This window comes from Dactylosporangium sucinum (genome assembly GCF_014647515.1).
Classification (GTDB): Bacteria; Actinomycetota; Actinomycetes; order Mycobacteriales; family Micromonosporaceae; genus Dactylosporangium; species Dactylosporangium sucinum.
This window is the reverse complement of record NZ_BMPI01000003.1, coordinates 302,787-321,066: the sequence shown is the minus strand read 5'-3', so window position 1 is coordinate 321,066 and position 18,280 is coordinate 302,787. Positions and strand designations below refer to the sequence as shown.

The window sequence follows — 18,280 nt, the reverse complement described above, 5'->3', positions numbered from 1 at the left end:
CCTTCAGGAGAGGTTTCTCATGTCCGACACCGCCACCATCGACCCCGTCCTGCGCGAGCAGGTCGTGGAGACGATCTGCGACCTGCTCCCCCGCGTGCTCAAGCGCGAGGTGGCCGGCGCGTCGGAAAGCACCACGCTCATGGACGACCTCGGCATGAGCTCGACCACCGGCCTGGAGCTGGTGCTGGAGCTGGAGGACCGGCTGGAGCGCGAGATCAGCGTCGAGGACCTGGGCCGCGACAACTTCGAGACGGTGGGCACGCTCGCGGACTACGTCGCCGGCAACCTCCTGCCGGAGGACGAGTGAGCTGGGGCCTGCGCCGGGTCGTCGCCCGCCGGTTCCCCGGACCGGCGGCGCTCGCCGCCGACCCGGCCCACGCCGGTCGCCTGGCGACGTACCTCACCGACCTGCTGACCCCGTACGGCCTGGCCCTCGGCACCGCCGAGGTCGCGGGCCAGTCGTACGGGGAGATGGCGGTCGCGCTGCTGGCCGACCTCGGGGCGGACGCCTTCGCCGACACCCTGGTGCTCGCCTACGACATCCCGGACATCGCGCCCGGGCGGGCCACCGCGACCTACCTCAGCCACGTCTGCCCGGGCGGCCCGATGGCGTTCGCCGTCTCCGACCAGGGCCGGGCGGGCGCGTACACCGGCCTGCGCCTGCTGCGCGGCCAGGCCCGGGCCCTGCTGCTCGTCGTGGAGCAGGCCGAGCTGCCGTACGATCCCGGCGTGCCGGTGCTGCGGCCGGCGGCGCACGCCGGGGTCGCGCTGATGCTTGGCGAGTCCACTGTGGACGCGCCGGCGCCGCTGGTGCGGACCGGCGCGGCGCCCGGCGACGTGGTGGCCGAGCTCGACCGGCTGGCTCCCGACGTCGTGATCCTCGGCGGCGGGCTGTCCGATGTGGACGTCACCGCGGCGAAGGTGCTGCACGCCGACCCGGACCAGCCGATGACCGGGGTCTGGTCGGCGCTCGCCGAGGTGTGGTCGCCGGACGCCGGCCGGATCGTCGTCGCCGACCACGACCCGGTCCTGCGCTACCTGTGCGTCGGCGTGTTCGGCTGACCGTCCACCGTGAACGGCTCCGCGCCGGCCAGGGCGACGGCCGCACGGAAACCGGCCGGGGCGCCGACGTCGCGCACCGCGAACGGCACCCCGTCGTGCTCGACGACCGGCGGCGCGTCACCGGCGACCGGCAGGCACAGCCCGCGGGTGAGCCGGTCGCCGGCCGCCTTCACCACCGCCTCCTTGCGCGCCCACAGCTCGGCGAACCGCTCCGGCCCGTCCCGGGCCACGAGCGACGCCTCGCCGGGCGGGAAGAACCGGGCCGCCATCGCGGCCACGTCGAGGGTGGGCAGCACCTGCTGGAGGTCGACGCCGACGGCCCGCTCGGCGGTGAGCGCGACGAGGACCAGGTCACCCGAGTGCGAGAGGTTGACCCGCAGCGCGCCGCCGTCCAGCTCCGGCTTGCCGTTGGAGCCTCTTGTCCAGCGCACCTCGGCGGGATCGACGTCGAGCCGGTCCGCGACGATCCGCCGGGCCGCGGCGTGGGCCACGGCGAAGCGGTGCCGGTCGACCGGGTGCTGCATGGTCTCGTGGCGACGGAGCTCCGCCTCGTCCAGCAACTCCAGGTCGGCCGTGGTCGCCGCCGCGTCCACCAGGTGGAGCTCGACGGTGGTCATGCGCCCTCCGCCGCGCTCCGGACCGCTCACGCGCGCAGCAGGGCGGCCAGGCGGCGGACGCCCTCCTCGATCTGGGGCGGCTCCAGGGCGCTGCAGGACAGCCGGATCGCGTGGGTGCCGCCCCCGCCGACGTAGAAGAAGCGCATCGGGGTCCACAGCACACCGTACTCACGGGCGGAGACCTCGAGCAGCTCCTCGGTCGCGTCGACCGGCACGTCGACGACGACGAAGAAGCCGCCGCTCGGGCTGTTCCAGCGGATCGGTCCGCCGGTGAACTCGTGCTCCAGCCCGGCGAGCAGGGTCCGCAGGTTCTGCCGGTAGAAGGCGATCTTCGCCTGGTTGGCGCCGCGGAGGCTGAAGCCGCTGTCGATGAGCATGCCGCCGACGACGGCCTGCGAGAGGGCCGACGTGTTGACGGTGAGCATGCTCTTGACGGTCGACAGCTCCTCGGCGAGGAGCGTCCGCCGTCCGGCGGCGTCGACCACGGCCTGGTCGGCGACCAGGAACCCGACGCGGGCGCCCGGGAAGTACGACTTGGCGAACGAACCCAGGTAGATGACGCGCTGGTCGGCGTCGAGCGACTTGAGCGTGGGCCGCGGCTCGTCGTCGAGGCCGAACAGGCCGTAGGGGTCGTCCTCCAGGATCAGCAGGCCCGTCTCGGCGGCCACGTCGAGCAGCGCCCGGCGGGTCGCGACGGGCAGCGAGACGCCGGACGGGTTGGCGAAGTTGGGCACCAGGTAGAGCGCCTTGGGCTCGCGTCCGCTCGCGCGGGTCTGCGCGGCGACCTCGCGGACCGTCTCCGGGCGCAGCCCGTCGGGCGACTCGGGCACCGGCACGACCTCGACGCCGAGGATGCGCGCCGCCCCGGTGAGCCCGACGTAGCACGGCTCGGCGGCGAGCACCACGTCGCCGGGCCGCGCGCAGAGGCCGCGCAGCGCGACGACCATCGCCTCCTGACAGCCGGCGGTGACCATCACGGCGGCTGCGGGCACCTGGATGTTCTCGTCGACGTCGAGCATGCGGGCGATGAGGTCGCCGATGTGGCCGTTGGTCCGCCCGTACTGGGTCAGCAGCTGCCGGCTGCGGGCCGGGCCGAGGCCCCGCTCGCGCAGGTGGGTGAGGTACGCCTGGAGGTGCTTGTCGACGTCGGAGACGGCGTGGAACTCGTCGAACGGCCGGCCCGCGGCGAGCGAGATCGCCTCGGGGAACCGCCCCGCGACCTCGTTGAGGAAGTTCATCGACGCCGACACCGGGTCGACGACGGACACGTGCAGCGATTCCCGGGACAGCTCCACCATCAGGCGCCTCCTGCGATCGTCGACATCCGCACGACGGACCGGTCGAGGTCGCCCAGCGTGGGGCGGCCGGCGAGCGCCATCGCATGCGCCAGCTCCTCGGTGGTCGTGCGCAGCAGGCCGGCCACGCCGTCGGCGCCGCCGGCCGCGAGCCCCCACAGCGGCGGCCGGCCGAGCAGCACCATCCGGGCGCCGAGGGCCAGGGCGGCGAGGGCGTCGACGCCCCGGCGGACCCCGCCGTCGAACAGCACCGGGCGGCCGCCGGCCGCGTCGGCCACCTCGGCGAGCACGTCGAGGCTGGCCACGGCGCCGTCGAGCTGGCGGCCGCCGTGGTTGGAGACCACGATCGCGTCGGCGCCGTGCCGCACCGCGAGCCGCGCGTCCTCCGCCGTGAGGATGCCCTTGAGCACCAGCGGCAGCCGGGTCTGCGCCCGCAGCCAGGCCAGGTCGTCCCAGGTGACGCCCGCGTCGAACTGCTGGGCGGTGTGCCGGACGAGGGCGGAGCCGCCGGCGGCGCGCTCGTGCGCCGACGCCATCACGCCGGCGTCGATGTTGACCGCCGCGACGTCGCCGCCGATGGCGAACCCGTTGCGCATGTCGCGCCACCGCCGCCCCATCCGCGGGACGTCCACGGTGAGCATCACGGCGCCGTACCCGCACCGCTCGGCCCGGCGCAGCAACGCCGCCATGACGTCGCGCCGCCTCAGCCAGTACAGCTGGATCCACAGCTCCGACGAGGACGCCTCGGCGATCTCCTCCAGCGTGCGGCTGGCGAACATGCCGACCACGAACAGCGCGCCGGCGGCCCCGGCGCCCCGCGCCGTCGCCACCTCGCCCTCGGCGTCGACGAGGCGGTGATAGGCGGTCGGCGCGACCCCGAGCGGCGTGGCGTAGCGCGTGCCGAACAGCTCCACGGAGGTGTCCACCTCGGACACCCCGGCGAGCACCCGCGGCCGCAGCCGCACCCGGTCGAACGCCGCGAGGTTGGCGGCGACGGTGCGCTCCGCCTCGGCGCCGCCCTCGATGAAGTCCCACACGTCGGGATCGACGAGCTCGCGGGCAAGCCGTTGATAATCCGTTCCGGTGAACGACTGTCCGGTCCGAGTTTGTGTCACCGCAGCCGTCCCATAGGCGTTAGCCTATCGGTATCCCCGCGACGAACACATGAGCCGAAAGGCTTACATGGCACCGGAATATGCGCAGACGTTGGAGTCGCTCGATCCCCACTGCCTTGCCGACGGCGAGGCGGTGCGCCTGCTCGCCCGGCACCGCTGGCGGCGCTTCGCGGTCCTCGGCGACAGCGTGGCCGAGGGCCTGACCGAGCCGGTCGACGGCTACCACCCGCTGGCCTTCCCGGACCGGGTGCGGGCCGAGCTGGCGGTCGTGCGGCCGGAGCTGGCGTACGTCAACCTCGGGCAGCGCAACCTGCGGGTCGCCGAGGTCCACGCCACGCAACTTTCACCGGCCCTGGCCTTCGCGCCGGACCTGGCCATGGTGATCTGCGGCGCGAACGACGCGATGCGCCCCGGCTACGAGGCCCGCGCCGATGCGGTCGACGCCGGCCTGACCGCGATCATCCGCCCCCTGCAGCGCGCCGGCGCGGAGGTCGTCACCGTCTCACTGTTCGTGATGCCGGTCTATCCGTCGCTGCCGTCGTGGCTGGGTCCCGCGTTCTCCCGCCGCATGGCGCTGCTCGGCCGGCGGCTGGCCGCCCTGTCGCTGGAGCTGGGCACGATCCACGTGGATCTGGCCAACCATCCCGCGATCGGCGACGATGACGTCCTGGCCGGATCTCTGACAGGATCCGACGGACTGCACGGCAACGGTCGCAGCCACGCCATCGCGGCGGCGGAGGTGGTCCGGCGCCTGGCCCGTGCGATCTAGCTATGTTGGCCGGGGCCTATCGGCTCTGGACCCGGTCCTAGGGAGGACGCATGCCACTCGACCCGCAGCTGCAGGCGATTCGGGACCAGAAGGAGCGCGACGGGGTCGCGCCGCTGTACACGATGTCGCTGGAAGCGGCGCGGGCGGCGGACCTGGCGTCGATCCAGGCGTCGGGCGGCGCGCCGGAGCCGGTCCACTCCGTCTCGGAGCACACCCTTGCCGGTCCGGGTGGCGACCTGGTGCTGCGCGTGTACCGGCCGTCGTCCTCCGGGCCGTTGCCGGTGCTGATGTACTTCTACGGCGGCGGCTGGGTGCTCGGGACGATCGACACGGCCGACGGGGTGGCGCGGCACCTGGCCAACGCGGCGGGCTGCATCGTGGCGGTGCCCGGGTACCGGCTCGCGCCGGAGCACCCGTTCCCGGCCGCGATCGAGGACTGCTGGGCGGCGACCCAGTGGGTGCACGACAACGCCGCCGCGCTGGGCGCCGACCCGGCGCGGATCGCGGTGGGCGGCGACAGCGCGGGCGGCAACCTGGCGGCGGCGCTGACGCTGATGGCGCAGGAGTCGGGGGACCTGGTGCTGGCGGGGCAGCTGCTGGTGTACCCGAACACCGACCAGGCCGCCGAGGACGACTCGATGCGCGAGAGCGACGACCGGTACATGTTCAACCATCATTCGGTGGCTTGGTACCGTTCGCACTATCTGACCGATCCGGACGACGCGTTCAACCCGCTGGCGTCGCCGTTGCGGGCGGAGACGCTGCGCGGGCTACCACCGGCGCTGGTGCTCACGGCCGAGTTCGATCCGCTGCGCGACCAGGGCGAACGGTATGCCCGCCGGCTGGCCGAGTCGGGGGTGCCGGTGGCGGTGACCCGGTACGAGGGGATGGCGCACGGGTTCTTCACGATGGCGGGGACGCTGGACGCGGCCCGGCTCGCCCAGGCCCAGGCGGCGAAGCAGCTCCGCATCTTCTTCGGCACCTGACCCCCGCCCCGGGGTGCGGTGTTCAGGTCGCGTTCACCACCGGCGGGCAGCATCGGCCCGCTATGGGACCTGCTGTTTGGATGCGTGACAACTGTGTGTGTCCGCAGTGCCGTGATCCGCACAGCGGGCAACGGCTGATCGCGCTCGCCGACATTCCGGACGACATCGCCGTCGTCGGCGTCGACGGCACCAGCGTGACGTTCAGTGACGGACACCGCGGGGAGCTCGGCGCACCGCCCGGGCTCGGGGACGGGCGGACCGAGGCCGGCAAGACGCTCTGGGACAGCGCCGAGGTGCCGCGGTGGACGTGGCGGGAGTACCTGGACGATCCCGTTCCCGCCGCGCGGGCCGTGTGGGAGCTCGGGTTCTGCCTGCTGACCGGGACGCCGGCGCAGCCCGGGGCCGTGCTCGCGGTCGCCCGGTCGTTCGGGCACGTGCGGACCACGAACTACGGGGAGCTGTTCGACGTCCGGGTCGAGGCGCGGCCGACCAACCTGGCCTTCACGGGGCTGGCGATCGGGCCGCACACCGACAACCCGTACCGGGACCCGGTGCCGACCGTGCAGCTGCTGCACTGCCTGCGCAACAGCGCCGAGGGCGGCGAGTCGGGGCTGCTCGACGGGTTCCGGGCGGCGGCGCTGCTGCGGGAGCGGCATCCGGGGTACTTCCGCGTCCTCACGACCACGCCGGTCACCTTCGCGTGGGCGGACGGCACCACCAGCCTGCGTGCCGAGAAGCCGATCATCGACGTCGACCCGCTCGGACGGATCCGCGAGGTGCGGTACAACCACCGGTCGCTGCGGCCGCCGGCCAGCGCCGAGTTCTACGCCGCGTACCGGGCGTTCGACGAACTGCTCAACCGGCCCGGCGCCACCGTCACGTTCCGGCTCGACCCCGGCGACTGCGTCATCTTCGACAACACCCGGATGATGCACTCGCGCACGGCGTTCACCGCGGCGAACGAGCGGCACCTGCAGGGCTGCTACGCCGACCTCGACGCGCTGCAGACGTTCCTGGAGGAGCCGCGGTGAACCCGATCGACGCGCTGGCCCGGCTGTTCGCCGAGGAGGGCACCCGCGACTACTTCGGCGAGCCGGTGAGCCAGGCGGCGCACATGCTGCAGGCCGCCGCCCTCGCCGCGCGGGACGGGGCGCCCGAGCCGCTCGTGGCGGCCGCGCTGCTGCACGACATCGGCCACTTCCACGGGCTCCACACGGGCGCCGACCTCATGCGGGGCACCGACAACCGGCACGGCGACACCGGCGCCGACTGGCTGGCCCGCTGGTTCGGCGCCGCCGTGTGCGAGCCGGTGCGCCTGCACGTGGACGCGAAGCGGTACCTCTGCGCCGTCGAACCCGGATACCACGACCGGCTGTCGGAGGCGTCGAAGTACACGCTCTCGGTCCAGGGCGGTCCGATGGGCGCGGGCGAGGCGGCGGCGTTCGCCAAGGCGCCGTACGCCGCCGACGCCGTCCGGCTGCGCCGCTGGGACGAGGCCGCCAAGGACCCCGAGGCCGACGTGCCGCCGTTCGAGCGCTACCGCCCGATGCTGCAACGCCAGTTACGCCACGGCGGCCAGTAGGTCCCGCAGCAGCGACGACAGCCGCTCGCGGTCGGCCGCCGGGAGGCGCTCCAGCACCTCCCGCTGCGCCGCCAGCCCGATGCCGACCGCCTCGTCGATCAGCTCGCGGCCGCGCGGGGTCAGCGTGACGACCAGGCCGCGGCGGTCGGCCGGGTCGGGAGCGCGGGTCACCAGGCCGGCCCGCTCCAGGCGGTCCAGCCGGCCGGTCATGCCACCCGTCGTCAGCATGAGCGACGCGCTGAGCGCCTTCGGGGACAGCTGGAAGGGCGCCCCCGCGCGGCGCAGCGTCGCCAGGACGTCGAACTCGCCGCGGTTGATGCCCAGCTCGCCATACACCCTCTCCTGCCGGTCCCCCACCAGCCGGGCCAGCCGGTAGATCCGGCCGAACACGCCCATGGCCTCGGTCTGCAGGTCGGGGCGCTCGCGGGCCCACTGGGCCAGGATGCGGTCGACGTCGTCCTCCACGCTCGGATCGTACCACTTGCCACTAAGTAGCTTAGTGCTAAGCTACTTAGTCATGAGCAACCTACGAGCGGCCACCGCCGTAGCCCCCGCGCTCTGGGGCACCACCTACCTCGTCACCACCGAGCTCCTCCCGCCCGACCGGCCGCTGCTCGCCGGCACCCTGCGCGCCCTGCCCGCCGGGCTGCTGCTCGTCGCGATCGTCCGGGCCCTGCCCCGCGGCACCTGGTGGTGGCGTGCCGCCGTGCTCGGCACGCTGAACATCGGGCTGTTCTTCGCGCTGCTGTTCGTCGCCGCCTACCGGCTGCCCGGCGGGGTCGCCGCCGTCCTCGGCGCGCTCGGGCCGTTCGTCGTCGCCGGGCTCGCCTTCGCCCTGCTCGGCCAGCGGCCCGGCGGCCGGGTCCTGGCCGCCGCCGGCGTGGGCCTGGCCGGGGTGGCCCTGCTCGTGCTCCGCTCGGCCACCGCGCTCGACCCGATCGGCCTGGCCGCGGCCGCGGGCGGCATGGTGTCGATGTCGCTCGGCACCGTCCTCGGCCGCCGGTGGGGCGTGCCGGACGGCTTCGCCGAGCGCCGGACGGCGCTGCTCGCCCTGACCGGCTGGCAGCTCACCGTCGGCGGCCTGCTGCTCGCGCCGGCCGCGCTCATGGTCGAGGGCCTGCCGGCCGGCCTCTCCCTCGCCAACGCGGGCGGCTTCGCCTACCTCTCCCTCGTCGGTACCGCCGGGGCGTACTTCCTCTGGTTCCGCGGCGTCACCGCCCTCCCGCCCGCTCAGGTGACCCTGCTGGGCCTGCTCAGCCCGGTCGTCGCCGCCGCGCTCGGGTGGCTCGCGCTGGGGCAGTCCCTCTCGCCGGGCCAGCTCGCCGGCGCCGCGGCCGTCCTCGCCGCCGTGCTCCTCGGGTCGGTGCCCCGGCCCGCTGCTCCCCGGCCGCTGCCCCCTGTCGGGTTGTCGGCAAACCCGGCCGGTGGGCGCGGTTGTCCGTCAACCTGACACGGGCTTCTGAGAGAGGTGGTTCGCGTGTCCGGCACTGCCGTCCGGACGGCCGGCGTCCGGGTGGCGGCGGTCGTCTTCGCGCTGACGTGGCTGGTCTACCCCGGTTTCGGCGTGCCCGACCTGGCGGTGACGTGGGACCCGGCCTGGGCGGTGGCGCTGGAGGCCGGCTGGGGGCTGCTCTTCACCGTGCTCGTCGCGGCGGCCTTCGCCCGGGTCGCCGTCCGGCCCCGGCGGTCGGCCCCCGCCGTCGTGCAGTTGCTGTGCGTCGCGGCGGCCCTCGCGGTCTCCGCCGCCGCCTCGCTCGAATGGGCCCTGCTGCTCGTCGCCCTGGCCGTGGCCGGGGAGGCGCTCGTCGTGGCGTTCGCGCCCGGGCGCGAGCCGCTCACGACGGGCGGTGTCCGGGTGGACCGGCCGCTGGCGGTCCTGGCCGGGCTCGGCGCGCTGCCCTGGCTGGCGTACGCCAACGCGATGTACGCGGCGAACCGGCTGGGGCTGCCCGAGGACATCAGCATCGGGATCGACCACTACGCCGTGCAGGGCGCGGTGGGCCTCGCCCTCGTGGTGCTGAGCTGGACGGCGGCGTGCCGGCCGCGGTTGCGGCGCTTCGCCGGGGTCGGGGTCGGGCTGGTGGCGGCCTATCTCGGGCTCGTCTGCCTCGCGTTTCCCGGCACACCCGGCGGGTTCGGGCCGGTCTGGTCGGCGCTGAGCATGGCCTGGGGCATCGCGTTCGGCACGCTCGCCGCCGTCCGGGGCGCGGGCCCCGGCGCCGACCCCTGCTGACCGCGCTGGCCCGCCCGGACCTGGTGTCCCGGCTGGTGCTGATCAGCGGCGCGTTCCACCAAGCCGCAGCTGTGCACCGGCCTGGTCGCGACGTTCCTCGGCGGGCCGCCGGCACCGACGCACATGCCGATCCGCCGGGCCTGACCCGCCCGTCCGTCCAGAACGCGACACTCGTTCGAGCAACGGCGGCCGCACCGTAGGTTGGTGCGGTGATGTCGCTCGCGCGGTTCCTCCCGGTGGCGCGCCGAGCCGCGCGCCGAGCCGGCCGCTGGACCGCCGAAGCCGGCCGCAGCGCCGCGCGCCGGGCCGGGCCCTGGGCCGGCGACGCCCGGCGCCGGCTCCGGGCCGGGAACTCCTCGCGGGTCCTCGCCGTCGCCGCCGTCGCGGCGGCGCAGCTGACCGAGCCGCCCACCACCGCCGCCCGGCTCATCACCGCGATCGGCCCGGCGGCCGTGGCGACCTCCGCCGAGGGGCTCGGGTGGACGGCCCGCTGGACCGTCGGGCCGAAGCGGTTCACCGACGCGGGCGGCCGCGTGTGGGAGCCCGATGCCGCCGTCGTCGCGGGCGGGGCCGTGCGGGCGGGCGTCGCCGGGGGCCGCGTCGCGGTGCCCTACCGGTGGACGCGCACGGGCACGCCGACCTGGACGCTGCCGGTGCCGTCGCCGGGAACCTATGCCGTGGTCCTCTCGTTCGCCGCGACCGCCGCCGCCGGGTCGCCCGCGGCCGAGGTCACCGTGCGGCTGGCCGACGGCACCGCACCCCGGCTGCGCCTCGCGGGCACCACCGACGGCCGGGCCCGCCACGCCGTGGTGCTGGCCCGCACCGAGGGGTCCACGGTCGCCGTGTCGGTCGAGGCCGCCTCGGGCGTCGGGGGCGTGTCCGCGATCAGCGCGATCCTCGCCCGTACCTCCACCGAAACGCTCCACGAAGCGTTCTCCGACGACTTCGAGGGACCCGCCGGGCGGCCCGACCCGAAGCGCTGGAGGTTCCAGACCGGCGCCACCGGCTGGGGCAACGGCGAGCTGCAGGACTACACCGACCGGCCGGACAACGGCGGGCGCACCGGCGACGGCCGGCTGGCGATCGTCGCCCGGCAGGAGGGCGGCGGCTACACGTCGGCCCGCATGCGCAGCGTGTTCGAGGCGCGGTACGGGCGGATCGAGGCCGAGCTGCGGGTGCCCTCCGGGGCCGGGCTGCTGCCCGCGTTCTGGATGCTCGGCGCCGACGTGGACCGCGCCGGGTGGCCGCAGGCGGGCGAGATCGACATCATGGAGTCGCTGGGCGACGCCGAGCCGGGCATCGTGCACGGCGCGGTGCACGGGCCGGACGGCTCGATCCGCGGCTGGGAGCGCACCTGGATCGCGCACCCGTCGGGCGGTCCGGCCAAGGGTTTCCATCGGTACGGGCTGGAATGGTGGCCGGGCGTGCTGCAGTGGAGCGTCGACGGGGTGGTCCAGGGCGCGCTGCGGCCGGAGGACCTCGGCGGCAAGGAGCGCTGGGTGTTCGAGGCACCGGCGTTCCTGCTGCTCAACCTGGCTGTCGGCGGGCGCTGGCCGGGCAACCCGCCGCCCGCGACGATGTTCCCGCAGACGATGCTGGTCGACGCCGTGCGTTGGTGGCGATAGGGTCACAACGGTGACGTTCGATGCCATCGTCGTCGGCGCGCGCTGCGCCGGTTCGCCCACGGCCATGCTGCTCGCCCGCCGCGGCCACCGCGTCCTCCTGCTCGACCGCGCCGGGTTCCCGAGCGACGCGCTGTCGACGCATCTGATCCACGTGCCCGGGATGGCACACCTCAAGCGCTGGGGCCTCCACGACGCGGTCGTGGCGACCGGTGCTCCGCCGCACGAGCGGTTCACGATGGACTTCGGCGCGTTCGTGATCGACGGCCCGCCGCCGCCCGTGGACGGGGTTTCCCAGCCGTACTGTGTGCGCCGCACCCTGCTGGATACGATCCTCGTCGACGCGGCCCGCGACGCCGGGGCCGAGGTGCGCGAGCGCTCCCCCGTCGACGGGCTGCTCCGCGCGCCCGACGGGCGGGTCACCGGCGTGCGGGCCGGGGGCGAGGAGCTCACCGCGCGGATCGTGATCGGCGCCGACGGGCTGCACTCGACGGTGGCCCGCGAGGTGGGCGCCGGCACCTATGCCGCGACGCCGGCGCTGACCGCGGGGTACTACGCGTACTACCGCGGGGTGTCCGGCCCCGGCGCCGAGATCTACCAGCTCGGGGACAGCTCCTCTCAGGCGACGTCCCACACGGCCGCCGCGGTCGGCTCACCCGGTGGCGCACGCGCCGTCGTCGTCTTCCCGACCAACGACGGCCTCGCGTGCGTGTTCGTGGCCTGCCCGATCGCGCAGTTCCACGACTTCCGCCTGGACGTGGAGGGCAACTACCTGGCGGCGATCGGCCGGGTGCCCGACCTGGCCGCCCGGGTCGCGGCGGGCGAGCGGGCCGAGCGCATCCGCGGTACCGCCGACGTCCCGAACTTCTTCCGCGAGTCGGCCGGGCCGGGCTGGGCGCTGGTCGGCGACGCCGGCTACCACAAGGACCCGTGCACCGCGTCCGGCATCACCGACGCGTTCGCCTGCGCCGAGCTCCTGGCCGCGGCCGTCGATCACGGGCTGACCGGCGGCGACCTCGACGAGGCGGTCGCCGGCTACGTGCGGGCGCGCGACGAGCGGTTCGGGCCGGCGCTGGGGCTGACCTGCCAGCTCGCGTCGATGGAGCCGCCGCCGCCGGAGATGGCCGCGCTGCTGGCCGCGGTGGCCGCGTCGCCGGCCGAGACCACGCGGTTCTTCGGCATGATGCAGGGCAGCACGCCCGTGCCGGAGTACCTCTCGCCGGCCAACATCGGGCGAATCATGTCGGGCTCGTCCTGACCGGGTACTTCCCTTTCGTGTTACTTGCGCGTAACACTGGGGCATGGTTTCTGCATCGAGAGTGCCGAAACATTCGCTGCGCGGTCGCGACCGCGAGCTCGCCCTGGTCCGCGCGCTGCTCCGGGCCGCCGCCGACGGCCACGGCGGCGCCCTGGCGCTGACCGGCCCGCCGGGTTCGGGCCGGTCGTCGCTGCTCGCCTCCGCGGTGCTGCCGGGCACCACCCGCCTGACGGTGACCGGCTGCCCCGCCGAGGCCTCCCTGCCGGGTGCCGCCGTGCACCGCCTGCTCGCGTGCGTCGAGGACGGCCCGGCGGTGCTCGCCGAACTGCGCCGCCGGGCCGTCGCCGGCCCGCTCGTGTGCTGCGTCGACGACATGCAATGGCTGGACCGCGCGTCCCTGGCGGCGCTGGCGTACGCCGCCCGCCGGCTCGGCGGCGACCCGATCGCGCTGGTCCTCGCGGGCGACGACGACGCGGACGACGGGCTGGACGGCGTCGACCGGGTGCCCCTCGACCCGCTCGACACCACCACCGCCCAGCGCGTGCTGCGCGACCTGGTGCCCGACGGCCTGCAGGGCGACGTCGCCGGCGTGCTCGTCGAGGCGGCCCGGGGCAACCCGGCCGCGCTGGTCGCCCTGGCCGGCGGCCTCACCGCACCCCAGCGCCGCGGCGAGGCCGAGCCGCCGGTGGAGCTGCCGGCCGACAGCCCGCTGCGGGTCAGCCACCGCCGCTGCCTGGCCGCGCTGCCGCCCGCGACCCGGGCCGCGCTGCTGCTGCTCGCCGCGGACGAGTCCGTCCTGCCGGAGCGGCCGGTGCCGGTGACCCGCTGCGTGGCCGCCGTCGAGGCGTCCGGGCTGACCGTGGACGCGCTGCAGCCGGCCGAGCGGGCCGGGCTGGTCCGGGTCGACGCCGGCGCCGTACGGTTCCCGCGCCCGCTCTTCGGCGCCGTCGTCTACGCCGAGGCCACGCTCGCCGAGCGCCGGGCCGCGCACCGCACGCTGACCTTCTCGTCGCCCGCCCGGGAGGTCTGGGACGCCGAGACGGTGCTGCGCGAGACGCTGCACGTCGCCGCCCTGGCCGACGGTCCGGACGGGAAGCTCGCGGCGGAGCTGGCGGATGCGGCGCCGCCCGAGCATGCCCTGGCCGCGCGGGCGCTGCGGCGGGCGGCCGAGCTGGCGGCGGACCCGGCCGACGCCGACCGGTACCGGGTCGCCGCCGCGGGGCACGCCTGGCGGGCCGGGTTCCCGCACCGCGCCCGGCTGCTCCTGCGGCCGGGGCCCGCCGGCCTGCCGGCCCCCGCGTGGCCGACTGCGGCGCCGGCCCCCGCGCCACCGGTCGTGGTGTCGGCGGAGCGGGAGCTGCTGCTCGCCGAGATCGAGCTGCGGGCCGGCGTCGTCGCGGACGCGTACCAGATGATCCGGACGTCGGCCGAGCACACCGACGCGGCCGTGGCGCCGGGGACGGTCATGCTCGCGGCCGAGGTGCTGTGCGCGTCCGGGGAGCGGGCCCGGTTCGCGGCCGTGCTCCGGGGCGTCGCGCCGCACCACGAGCCCTGCGTCGCCGAGCTGCTGAACCGGCACTTCGACGGGTTGTCGGCGATGTTCGGGGGAAACCTGGCCGGTGCGGTACCCCCGCTGCGAAAAGTCCTGACGCTGGCCGGGCGGATGCGGGATCCCGCGGTGCTGGTGCGGGCCGCCGTGGCCGGGCTGCTCATCGGGGACGACGCACAGGCGCACCGGCTCGCGCACCGGGCGGCCGGCCTCGCGCGCGACGCCGGGGAGCTGGCGACCGTCCCGCAGGCGCTGGAGATCGCGGCGTCGGCCGACCTGGCGCTCGGCGGCTTCGAGGCCGCCGTGTCGACCGGCCTGGAGGGCCTGCGGCTCGCCCGGACCACCGGGCAGGAGAACCTCGCCGACAACCACCTCGGCCTGCTGGCCGTGCTGGCCGCCATGGTCGGCGACCGGGCCGGCTGCGTCGCGCGGGTGCACGCCTCCCGGGCCCGGTCGGGCGTCGACGTCGACAGCCCGTCGTGGGCCCTCGGCGCGTGGGCCCTGTCCCTGCTCGACGTCGCCGACGGCCGGCACCAGGCGGCGCTCACCCGGCTGACCCGCACCGAGGTGGGGCGGGGCAGCCTGGTGGTGCAGGCGGCCGGGGTACCGACGCTGGTCGAGGCCGCCGCCGGCATCGGCCGTCCGGACCTCGCCGCGCACGCGCTGCGCATCTTCGAGGCGTGGACGGCGTGCACCGCGAACCCGACGTGGCTGGCCCTGTCCGCCCGCTGCCGCGCCCTGCTCGCCCCGCCCGACGAGGCCGAGTCCCACTACGTCGAGGCGCTGCGCCTGCACGTCCTCGGCGACAGCGACTTCGCCCGCGCGCGCACCGAGCTGCTGTTCGGCCAGTGGTTGCGCCGCGCCCGCCGCCCGGCCGCGGCGCGCGAGCACCTGGAGCGGGCGCTGGAGACGTTCGAGCAGTTCGGCGCCGGCCCGTGGGCCGAGCGGGCCGGCGCCGAACTGCGTGCCGCGGGTGCTCCGGTGCTGCGCGCGGCCGGCTCGCCGGTGGCGAAGGGCCCGCCGTCCCGCGCCGACGCGGTCCTCACGGCGCAGCAGCGGCGGATCGCCGGCCTGGTCGCCGACGGCGCGACGAACCGGGAGGTGGCCGCGGCCCTGTACCTGAGCCCCCGCACGGTCGACCACCACCTGCGCAACATCTTCGTCCGGCTGGGCGTCCGGTCGCGCACGGAGCTGGCCAAGATCTGCCGCACCGGCGACTGCACCGATGCGGCCCCCCACCGCTGACGGGCCCGCCGGGGAGCCCGGCGGCCGGCCGGAACGGCACTTCCGGCCGGCCGGGGCTCATGATCCGGAGATGCCCTGGCGCCAGGAGCCGCACGCCAGGTCGGGGATCTCCGGACCGTTGCGTTCGCACGCCCGGACCTTGACCCACTTGCCCGCTGGAATGAAGACATTGACCGGCGTGGAGCAGGTGCCGGTGCCGCCGGCGGCCTGCCGCGAGATCGTCCCGGGTCCGCCCTCCCACGTGATGTAGCCGACGGCGCGGTGACTATCCGGCGCGCCGTCGTCGCAGACCTTGAACGTCGAGTACTGCCCCGTGTTGCTCCAGGCCGCCCACGCGTAGCCGGACATGTAGTCGTCGGCCGAGAACGCCGTGATCGGCGACGCCGCCTGGGCGGCACCCGGGGCCGCCACGAGCCCGGCGACCGTCAGCACCATCGCCATCAATGCGCCCCCGAACCAGCGCGACTTCTTTCGCAACATCCGCACACCTCCGTCGACGACGACCGGAGCGGCCGTCACCAACGAGGATCGTCTTGCAGCATCGACGATGCCAGATGTTCGAACAGTTCCGAACAATCCCGAACGAGCGCGTTTGCCAACACGAACGGCCGGCGGCGAGGGAGCGGCCGGCGCCGGTTCCGCAGGAGCCGCCGGGCCGGCGCTCATGTCCAGGATGTTCCCGAAAATGCCGAATGCCGACACTGTCCGTGATGGACGTTCTACCGTAGGTGAAGTGCAGTGGACGGAGCGGCTGGCGTGTGACCTGCTGGAGGTGTCCCCGGACGCGATCGTCGTGACGCGCGAGGACGGCCGCATCATGCTCGCGAACGCGGCCGCGCGGCGGCTGTTCGACCGAGAGGACGGCCCGTTCGTCGGTGAGCCGGCCGACGTGCTCGTGCCGCCGGAGCTGCGCCCGCTGACCCCGCGGGTGCTGGCGTACCTCGACGGCCCGCACCCGCCGCAGCGCACCGGCCAGCCGCTGAGCATGATCCGCCGGGACGGCAGCCAGTTCCAGGCCGACGTCACGCTCTCGATCGTGCAGGGGGAGGACGGCCGGTACCTCGTGACGACCATCCGCGACGCGAACGCCACCGGCGCCGATCCGGCCCAGGTGGTGCTGGCGTCGATCGTGCAGTCCTCGCACGACGCGATCGTCACCACCGACCTCGACGGCAATGTGCTGTCGTGGAACCCGGGCGCCGAGCGGCTGTACGGGCTGACCGCGGGCGAGATGATCGGCCGCTCCAAGGATCGGATCATCCCGCCCGACCGGCGGCCCGACGAGGCCGAGATCCGCGAGATCGTGGCGGCGGGCGGGCGCATCGACCCGTACCGGACCCGGCGCCTGCGCCGCGACGGCGAGGTGTTCACGGTCTCGATGCTGGTGTCGCCGCTGACCTCGCCGGACGGCATGACGGTCGGGGTCACCACCATCACCCGCGACATCAGCGAGCGCGAGCGCGCCGAGGCGAAGATGCAGGCGGTGCTCGACGCGGCGCCGGATCCGCTGATCGGGTTCGACGACGCGGACCGGATCGTGCTGGCGAACACGCAGGCCGAGCGGCTGTTCGGGCTGGACCGGCACGACCTGATGGGCATGCCCCTGCGGCAGATCCTGCCCGGCGGCCCGGAGGGCGCCCCGGTGCCCGACGCGCCGTCCGGCTGGGACGGCCCGGTGGCGCTGCGCCGCGACGGCTCGCTGGTCCCCGTCGACATCGCGCTCGGCACCGCCCGCACCGAGGACGGCCCGATCACGCTCGCGGGCATCCGGAACGTCACCGAGCGGCTCGCGGCACTGGCCGAGCAGGACCGGCTGCGGGCCGAGGCCCGGCTGCAGCGCACCCAGCGGATGGAGAGCCTGGGCCAGCTGGCCGGCGGGGTCGCCCACGACTTCAACAACCTGCTCGCCGTCATCCTCAACTACGCCGAGTTCATCGTCGAGGACGGCGCCGACACCCCGTTCGCGCTCGACGCCGAGCAGATCCTCCGCGCCGGCCGCCGGGGCAGCGAGCTCACCCACCAACTGCTGGCGTTCGCCCGCCGCGAGGTGATCCGCCCCAAGCCGCTCGACGTGAACCGGGTCGTCAGCGAGGTGCACCAGATGCTGACCCGCTCACTGGGCGAGCACATCGCGCTCGACCTGGACCTCGCCGACCGGCTGCCGTCGGTGGTCGCGGACCCCGGGCAACTGGAGCAGGTGCTGGTCAACCTGGCGGTGAACGCGCGGGACGCGATGCCCTCCGGGGGCGTGCTCACCATCGACACGGGCCTGGTCCACGACCACGTGCGGATCCGGGTCTCCGACACGGGCAGCGGGATGCCGCGCGAGGTCATGGACAAGGCGTTCGAGCCGTTCTTCACCACCAAGCCGAGCGGCGAGGGCACCGGCCTGGGCCTGGCCACCGTCTACGGCATCGTGGTCCAGGCGGGCGGCACGGTGAAGCTGTACTCCGAGCCCGGCCTCGGCACCACGATCACGATCATGCTGCCGGCCAGCGACGCCGAGCCCCACACCGGCGAGCCGGCCCGCCCGCCCCGCCCGGCCGCGCGCGGCGAGACGGTCCTGGTCGCCGAGGACGAGCCCGCGCTGCGCGAGGTCACCACGCGGATCCTGCGCCGGGGCGGGTACACCGTGCTGGCCGCCGCGGACGGCGTCGCGGCCCTGCAGGTGGCCGCCGACCATTCGGGCCCGATCGACCTGCTGCTCACCGACGTGGTGATGCCCGGCATGCTCGGCCGGGTGCTGGCCGAGCGCCTGCAGCGGACCCGTCCCGCGACCCGGGTGCTGTTCATGTCCGGGTACGCGCAGCCGGTGCTGACCAGCAACGGCATCCTCGACCCGGGCGTGCACCTGCTGGAGAAGCCGTTCACCGGCACCGACCTGCTCAACGCGGTGGGCGAGCAGCTGGCGCGGCTGTAGAAAAATGGGTGTTCGTTCATTATTCTC

17 protein-coding genes are annotated in these 18,280 nt (G+C 75.1%); 12 read left to right on the top strand and 5 right to left on the bottom strand.

Annotation, left to right across the window (positions count from 1 at the left end):
* The first annotated feature begins 19 nt into the window (after positions 1-19).
* Positions 20-307 (top strand): acyl carrier protein, encoded by a 288-nt coding sequence (locus IEZ31_RS04125; RefSeq protein ID WP_190248333.1) that lies wholly within the window; start codon positions 20-22, stop codon positions 305-307.
* Positions 304-1,062, top strand: coding sequence for a 2-hydroxy-acid oxidase (locus IEZ31_RS04120; protein WP_190248332.1), 759 nt, complete (start codon positions 304-306; stop codon positions 1,060-1,062). Before IEZ31_RS04125 ends, IEZ31_RS04120 begins: the two co-directional genes overlap by 4 nt.
* Here the strand turns inward: IEZ31_RS04120 and IEZ31_RS04115 are convergent.
* Genes IEZ31_RS04115 through IEZ31_RS04105 form a run of 3 tightly spaced genes read right to left on the bottom strand, consistent with a single transcriptional unit; the run spans position 1,035 to position 4,089 of the window.
* Positions 1,035-1,679, bottom strand: coding sequence for a 4'-phosphopantetheinyl transferase family protein (locus IEZ31_RS04115; protein ID WP_190248331.1), 645 nt, complete (start codon positions 1,677-1,679; stop codon positions 1,035-1,037). The genes IEZ31_RS04120 and IEZ31_RS04115 overlap by 28 nt on opposite strands.
* A gap of 26 nt (positions 1,680-1,705) precedes the next feature.
* Positions 1,706-2,977, bottom strand: a complete 1,272-nt coding sequence (locus IEZ31_RS04110; protein ID WP_190248330.1) for an aminotransferase-like domain-containing protein — start codon at positions 2,975-2,977, stop codon at positions 1,706-1,708.
* On the bottom strand, positions 2,977-4,089 hold the full coding sequence (locus tag IEZ31_RS04105) for an alpha-hydroxy acid oxidase (RefSeq protein WP_190248329.1): 1,113 nt from the start codon (positions 4,087-4,089) through the stop codon (positions 2,977-2,979). Before IEZ31_RS04105 ends, IEZ31_RS04110 begins: the two co-directional genes overlap by 1 nt.
* A gap of 67 nt (positions 4,090-4,156) precedes the next feature.
* Between IEZ31_RS04105 and IEZ31_RS04100 the strand changes: the two genes are divergently transcribed.
* From IEZ31_RS04100 to IEZ31_RS04085, 4 genes are read left to right on the top strand one after another with little or no spacing between them, the layout of a single operon-like run.
* The gene (locus IEZ31_RS04100) at positions 4,157-4,858 is read left to right on the top strand and encodes an SGNH/GDSL hydrolase family protein (RefSeq protein WP_190248328.1); all 702 of its coding nucleotides are present in this window, start codon (positions 4,157-4,159) and stop codon (positions 4,856-4,858) included.
* A 50-nt stretch (positions 4,859-4,908) separates the two neighbouring features.
* Positions 4,909-5,844 carry a LipP1 family hormone-sensitive lipase gene (lipP1, locus tag IEZ31_RS04095; RefSeq protein WP_190248327.1) on the top strand — a complete coding sequence of 312 codons (936 nt, stop codon included), beginning with the start codon at positions 4,909-4,911 and terminating at the stop codon, positions 5,842-5,844.
* Positions 5,841-6,875, top strand: a complete 1,035-nt coding sequence (locus tag IEZ31_RS04090; RefSeq protein ID WP_268241647.1) for a TauD/TfdA family dioxygenase — start codon at positions 5,841-5,843, stop codon at positions 6,873-6,875. Before lipP1 ends, IEZ31_RS04090 begins: the two co-directional genes overlap by 4 nt.
* Positions 6,872-7,426, top strand: a complete 555-nt coding sequence (locus IEZ31_RS04085) for a phosphonate degradation HD-domain oxygenase (protein ID WP_190248325.1) — start codon at positions 6,872-6,874, stop codon at positions 7,424-7,426. The genes IEZ31_RS04090 and IEZ31_RS04085 overlap by 4 nt, the downstream gene beginning before the upstream one ends.
* Here IEZ31_RS04085 and IEZ31_RS04080 read toward each other — a convergent pair.
* Positions 7,406-7,891 (bottom strand): MarR family winged helix-turn-helix transcriptional regulator, encoded by a 486-nt coding sequence (locus tag IEZ31_RS04080; RefSeq protein ID WP_229834155.1) that lies wholly within the window; start codon positions 7,889-7,891, stop codon positions 7,406-7,408. The two genes, IEZ31_RS04085 and IEZ31_RS04080, sit on opposite strands and share 21 nt — an antisense overlap.
* A 52-nt stretch (positions 7,892-7,943) precedes the next feature.
* On the opposite strand from IEZ31_RS04080, the gene IEZ31_RS04075 reads away from it, so the two are divergent.
* From IEZ31_RS04075 to IEZ31_RS04055, 5 genes are all read left to right on the top strand, one after another.
* Positions 7,944-8,876 (top strand): EamA family transporter, encoded by a 933-nt coding sequence (locus IEZ31_RS04075; protein ID WP_190248324.1) that lies wholly within the window; start codon positions 7,944-7,946, stop codon positions 8,874-8,876.
* Positions 8,877-8,903: 27 nt separating this feature from the next.
* Positions 8,904-9,659: a hypothetical protein gene (locus IEZ31_RS04070; protein WP_190248323.1), complete on the top strand. Its 756-nt coding sequence runs from the start codon at positions 8,904-8,906 to the stop codon at positions 9,657-9,659.
* A gap of 212 nt (positions 9,660-9,871) precedes the next feature.
* A complete protein-coding gene (locus tag IEZ31_RS04065) occupies positions 9,872-11,284 on the top strand; it encodes a glycoside hydrolase family 16 protein (RefSeq protein WP_229834180.1) in 1,413 nt (470 codons plus the stop codon).
* Between the two features lie 10 nt (positions 11,285-11,294).
* Positions 11,295-12,539, top strand: coding sequence for an NAD(P)/FAD-dependent oxidoreductase (locus IEZ31_RS04060; protein ID WP_229834153.1), 1,245 nt, complete (start codon positions 11,295-11,297; stop codon positions 12,537-12,539).
* Between the two features lie 61 nt (positions 12,540-12,600).
* On the top strand, positions 12,601-15,333 hold the full coding sequence (locus IEZ31_RS04055) for a helix-turn-helix transcriptional regulator (RefSeq protein WP_190248321.1): 2,733 nt from the start codon (positions 12,601-12,603) through the stop codon (positions 15,331-15,333).
* Positions 15,334-15,390: 57 nt separating this feature from the next.
* Here IEZ31_RS04055 and IEZ31_RS04050 read toward each other — a convergent pair whose 3' ends face one another.
* On the bottom strand, positions 15,391-15,813 hold the full coding sequence (locus IEZ31_RS04050; protein ID WP_190248320.1) for a hypothetical protein: 423 nt from the start codon (positions 15,811-15,813) through the stop codon (positions 15,391-15,393).
* A 253-nt stretch (positions 15,814-16,066) separates the two neighbouring features.
* On the opposite strand from IEZ31_RS04050, the gene IEZ31_RS04045 reads away from it, so the two are divergent.
* Positions 16,067-18,253: a PAS domain-containing hybrid sensor histidine kinase/response regulator gene (locus IEZ31_RS04045; RefSeq protein WP_229834152.1), complete on the top strand. Its 2,187-nt coding sequence runs from the start codon at positions 16,067-16,069 to the stop codon at positions 18,251-18,253.
* Positions 18,254-18,280: the final 27 nt, after the last annotated feature.

What these genes read in the sequence shown, in the direction of transcription:
- IEZ31_RS04125 (WP_190248333.1), top strand. Translation starts at nt 20, where the DNA reads ATGTCCGACACCGCCACCATCGACCCCGTCCTGCGCGAGCAGGTCGTG.
- IEZ31_RS04115 (WP_190248331.1), bottom strand. Translation starts at nt 1,679, where the DNA reads ATGACCACCGTCGAGCTCCACCTGGTGGACGCGGCGGCGACCACGGCC.
- IEZ31_RS04110 (WP_190248330.1), bottom strand. Translation starts at nt 2,977, where the DNA reads ATGGTGGAGCTGTCCCGGGAATCGCTGCACGTGTCCGTCGTCGACCCG.
- IEZ31_RS04100 (WP_190248328.1), top strand. Translation starts at nt 4,157, where the DNA reads ATGGCACCGGAATATGCGCAGACGTTGGAGTCGCTCGATCCCCACTGC.
- lipP1 (WP_190248327.1), top strand. Translation starts at nt 4,909, where the DNA reads ATGCCACTCGACCCGCAGCTGCAGGCGATTCGGGACCAGAAGGAGCGC.
- IEZ31_RS04075 (WP_190248324.1), top strand. Translation starts at nt 7,944, where the DNA reads ATGAGCAACCTACGAGCGGCCACCGCCGTAGCCCCCGCGCTCTGGGGC.
- IEZ31_RS04065 (WP_229834180.1), top strand. Translation starts at nt 9,872, where the DNA reads ATGTCGCTCGCGCGGTTCCTCCCGGTGGCGCGCCGAGCCGCGCGCCGA.
- IEZ31_RS04050 (WP_190248320.1), bottom strand. Translation starts at nt 15,813, where the DNA reads ATGTTGCGAAAGAAGTCGCGCTGGTTCGGGGGCGCATTGATGGCGATG.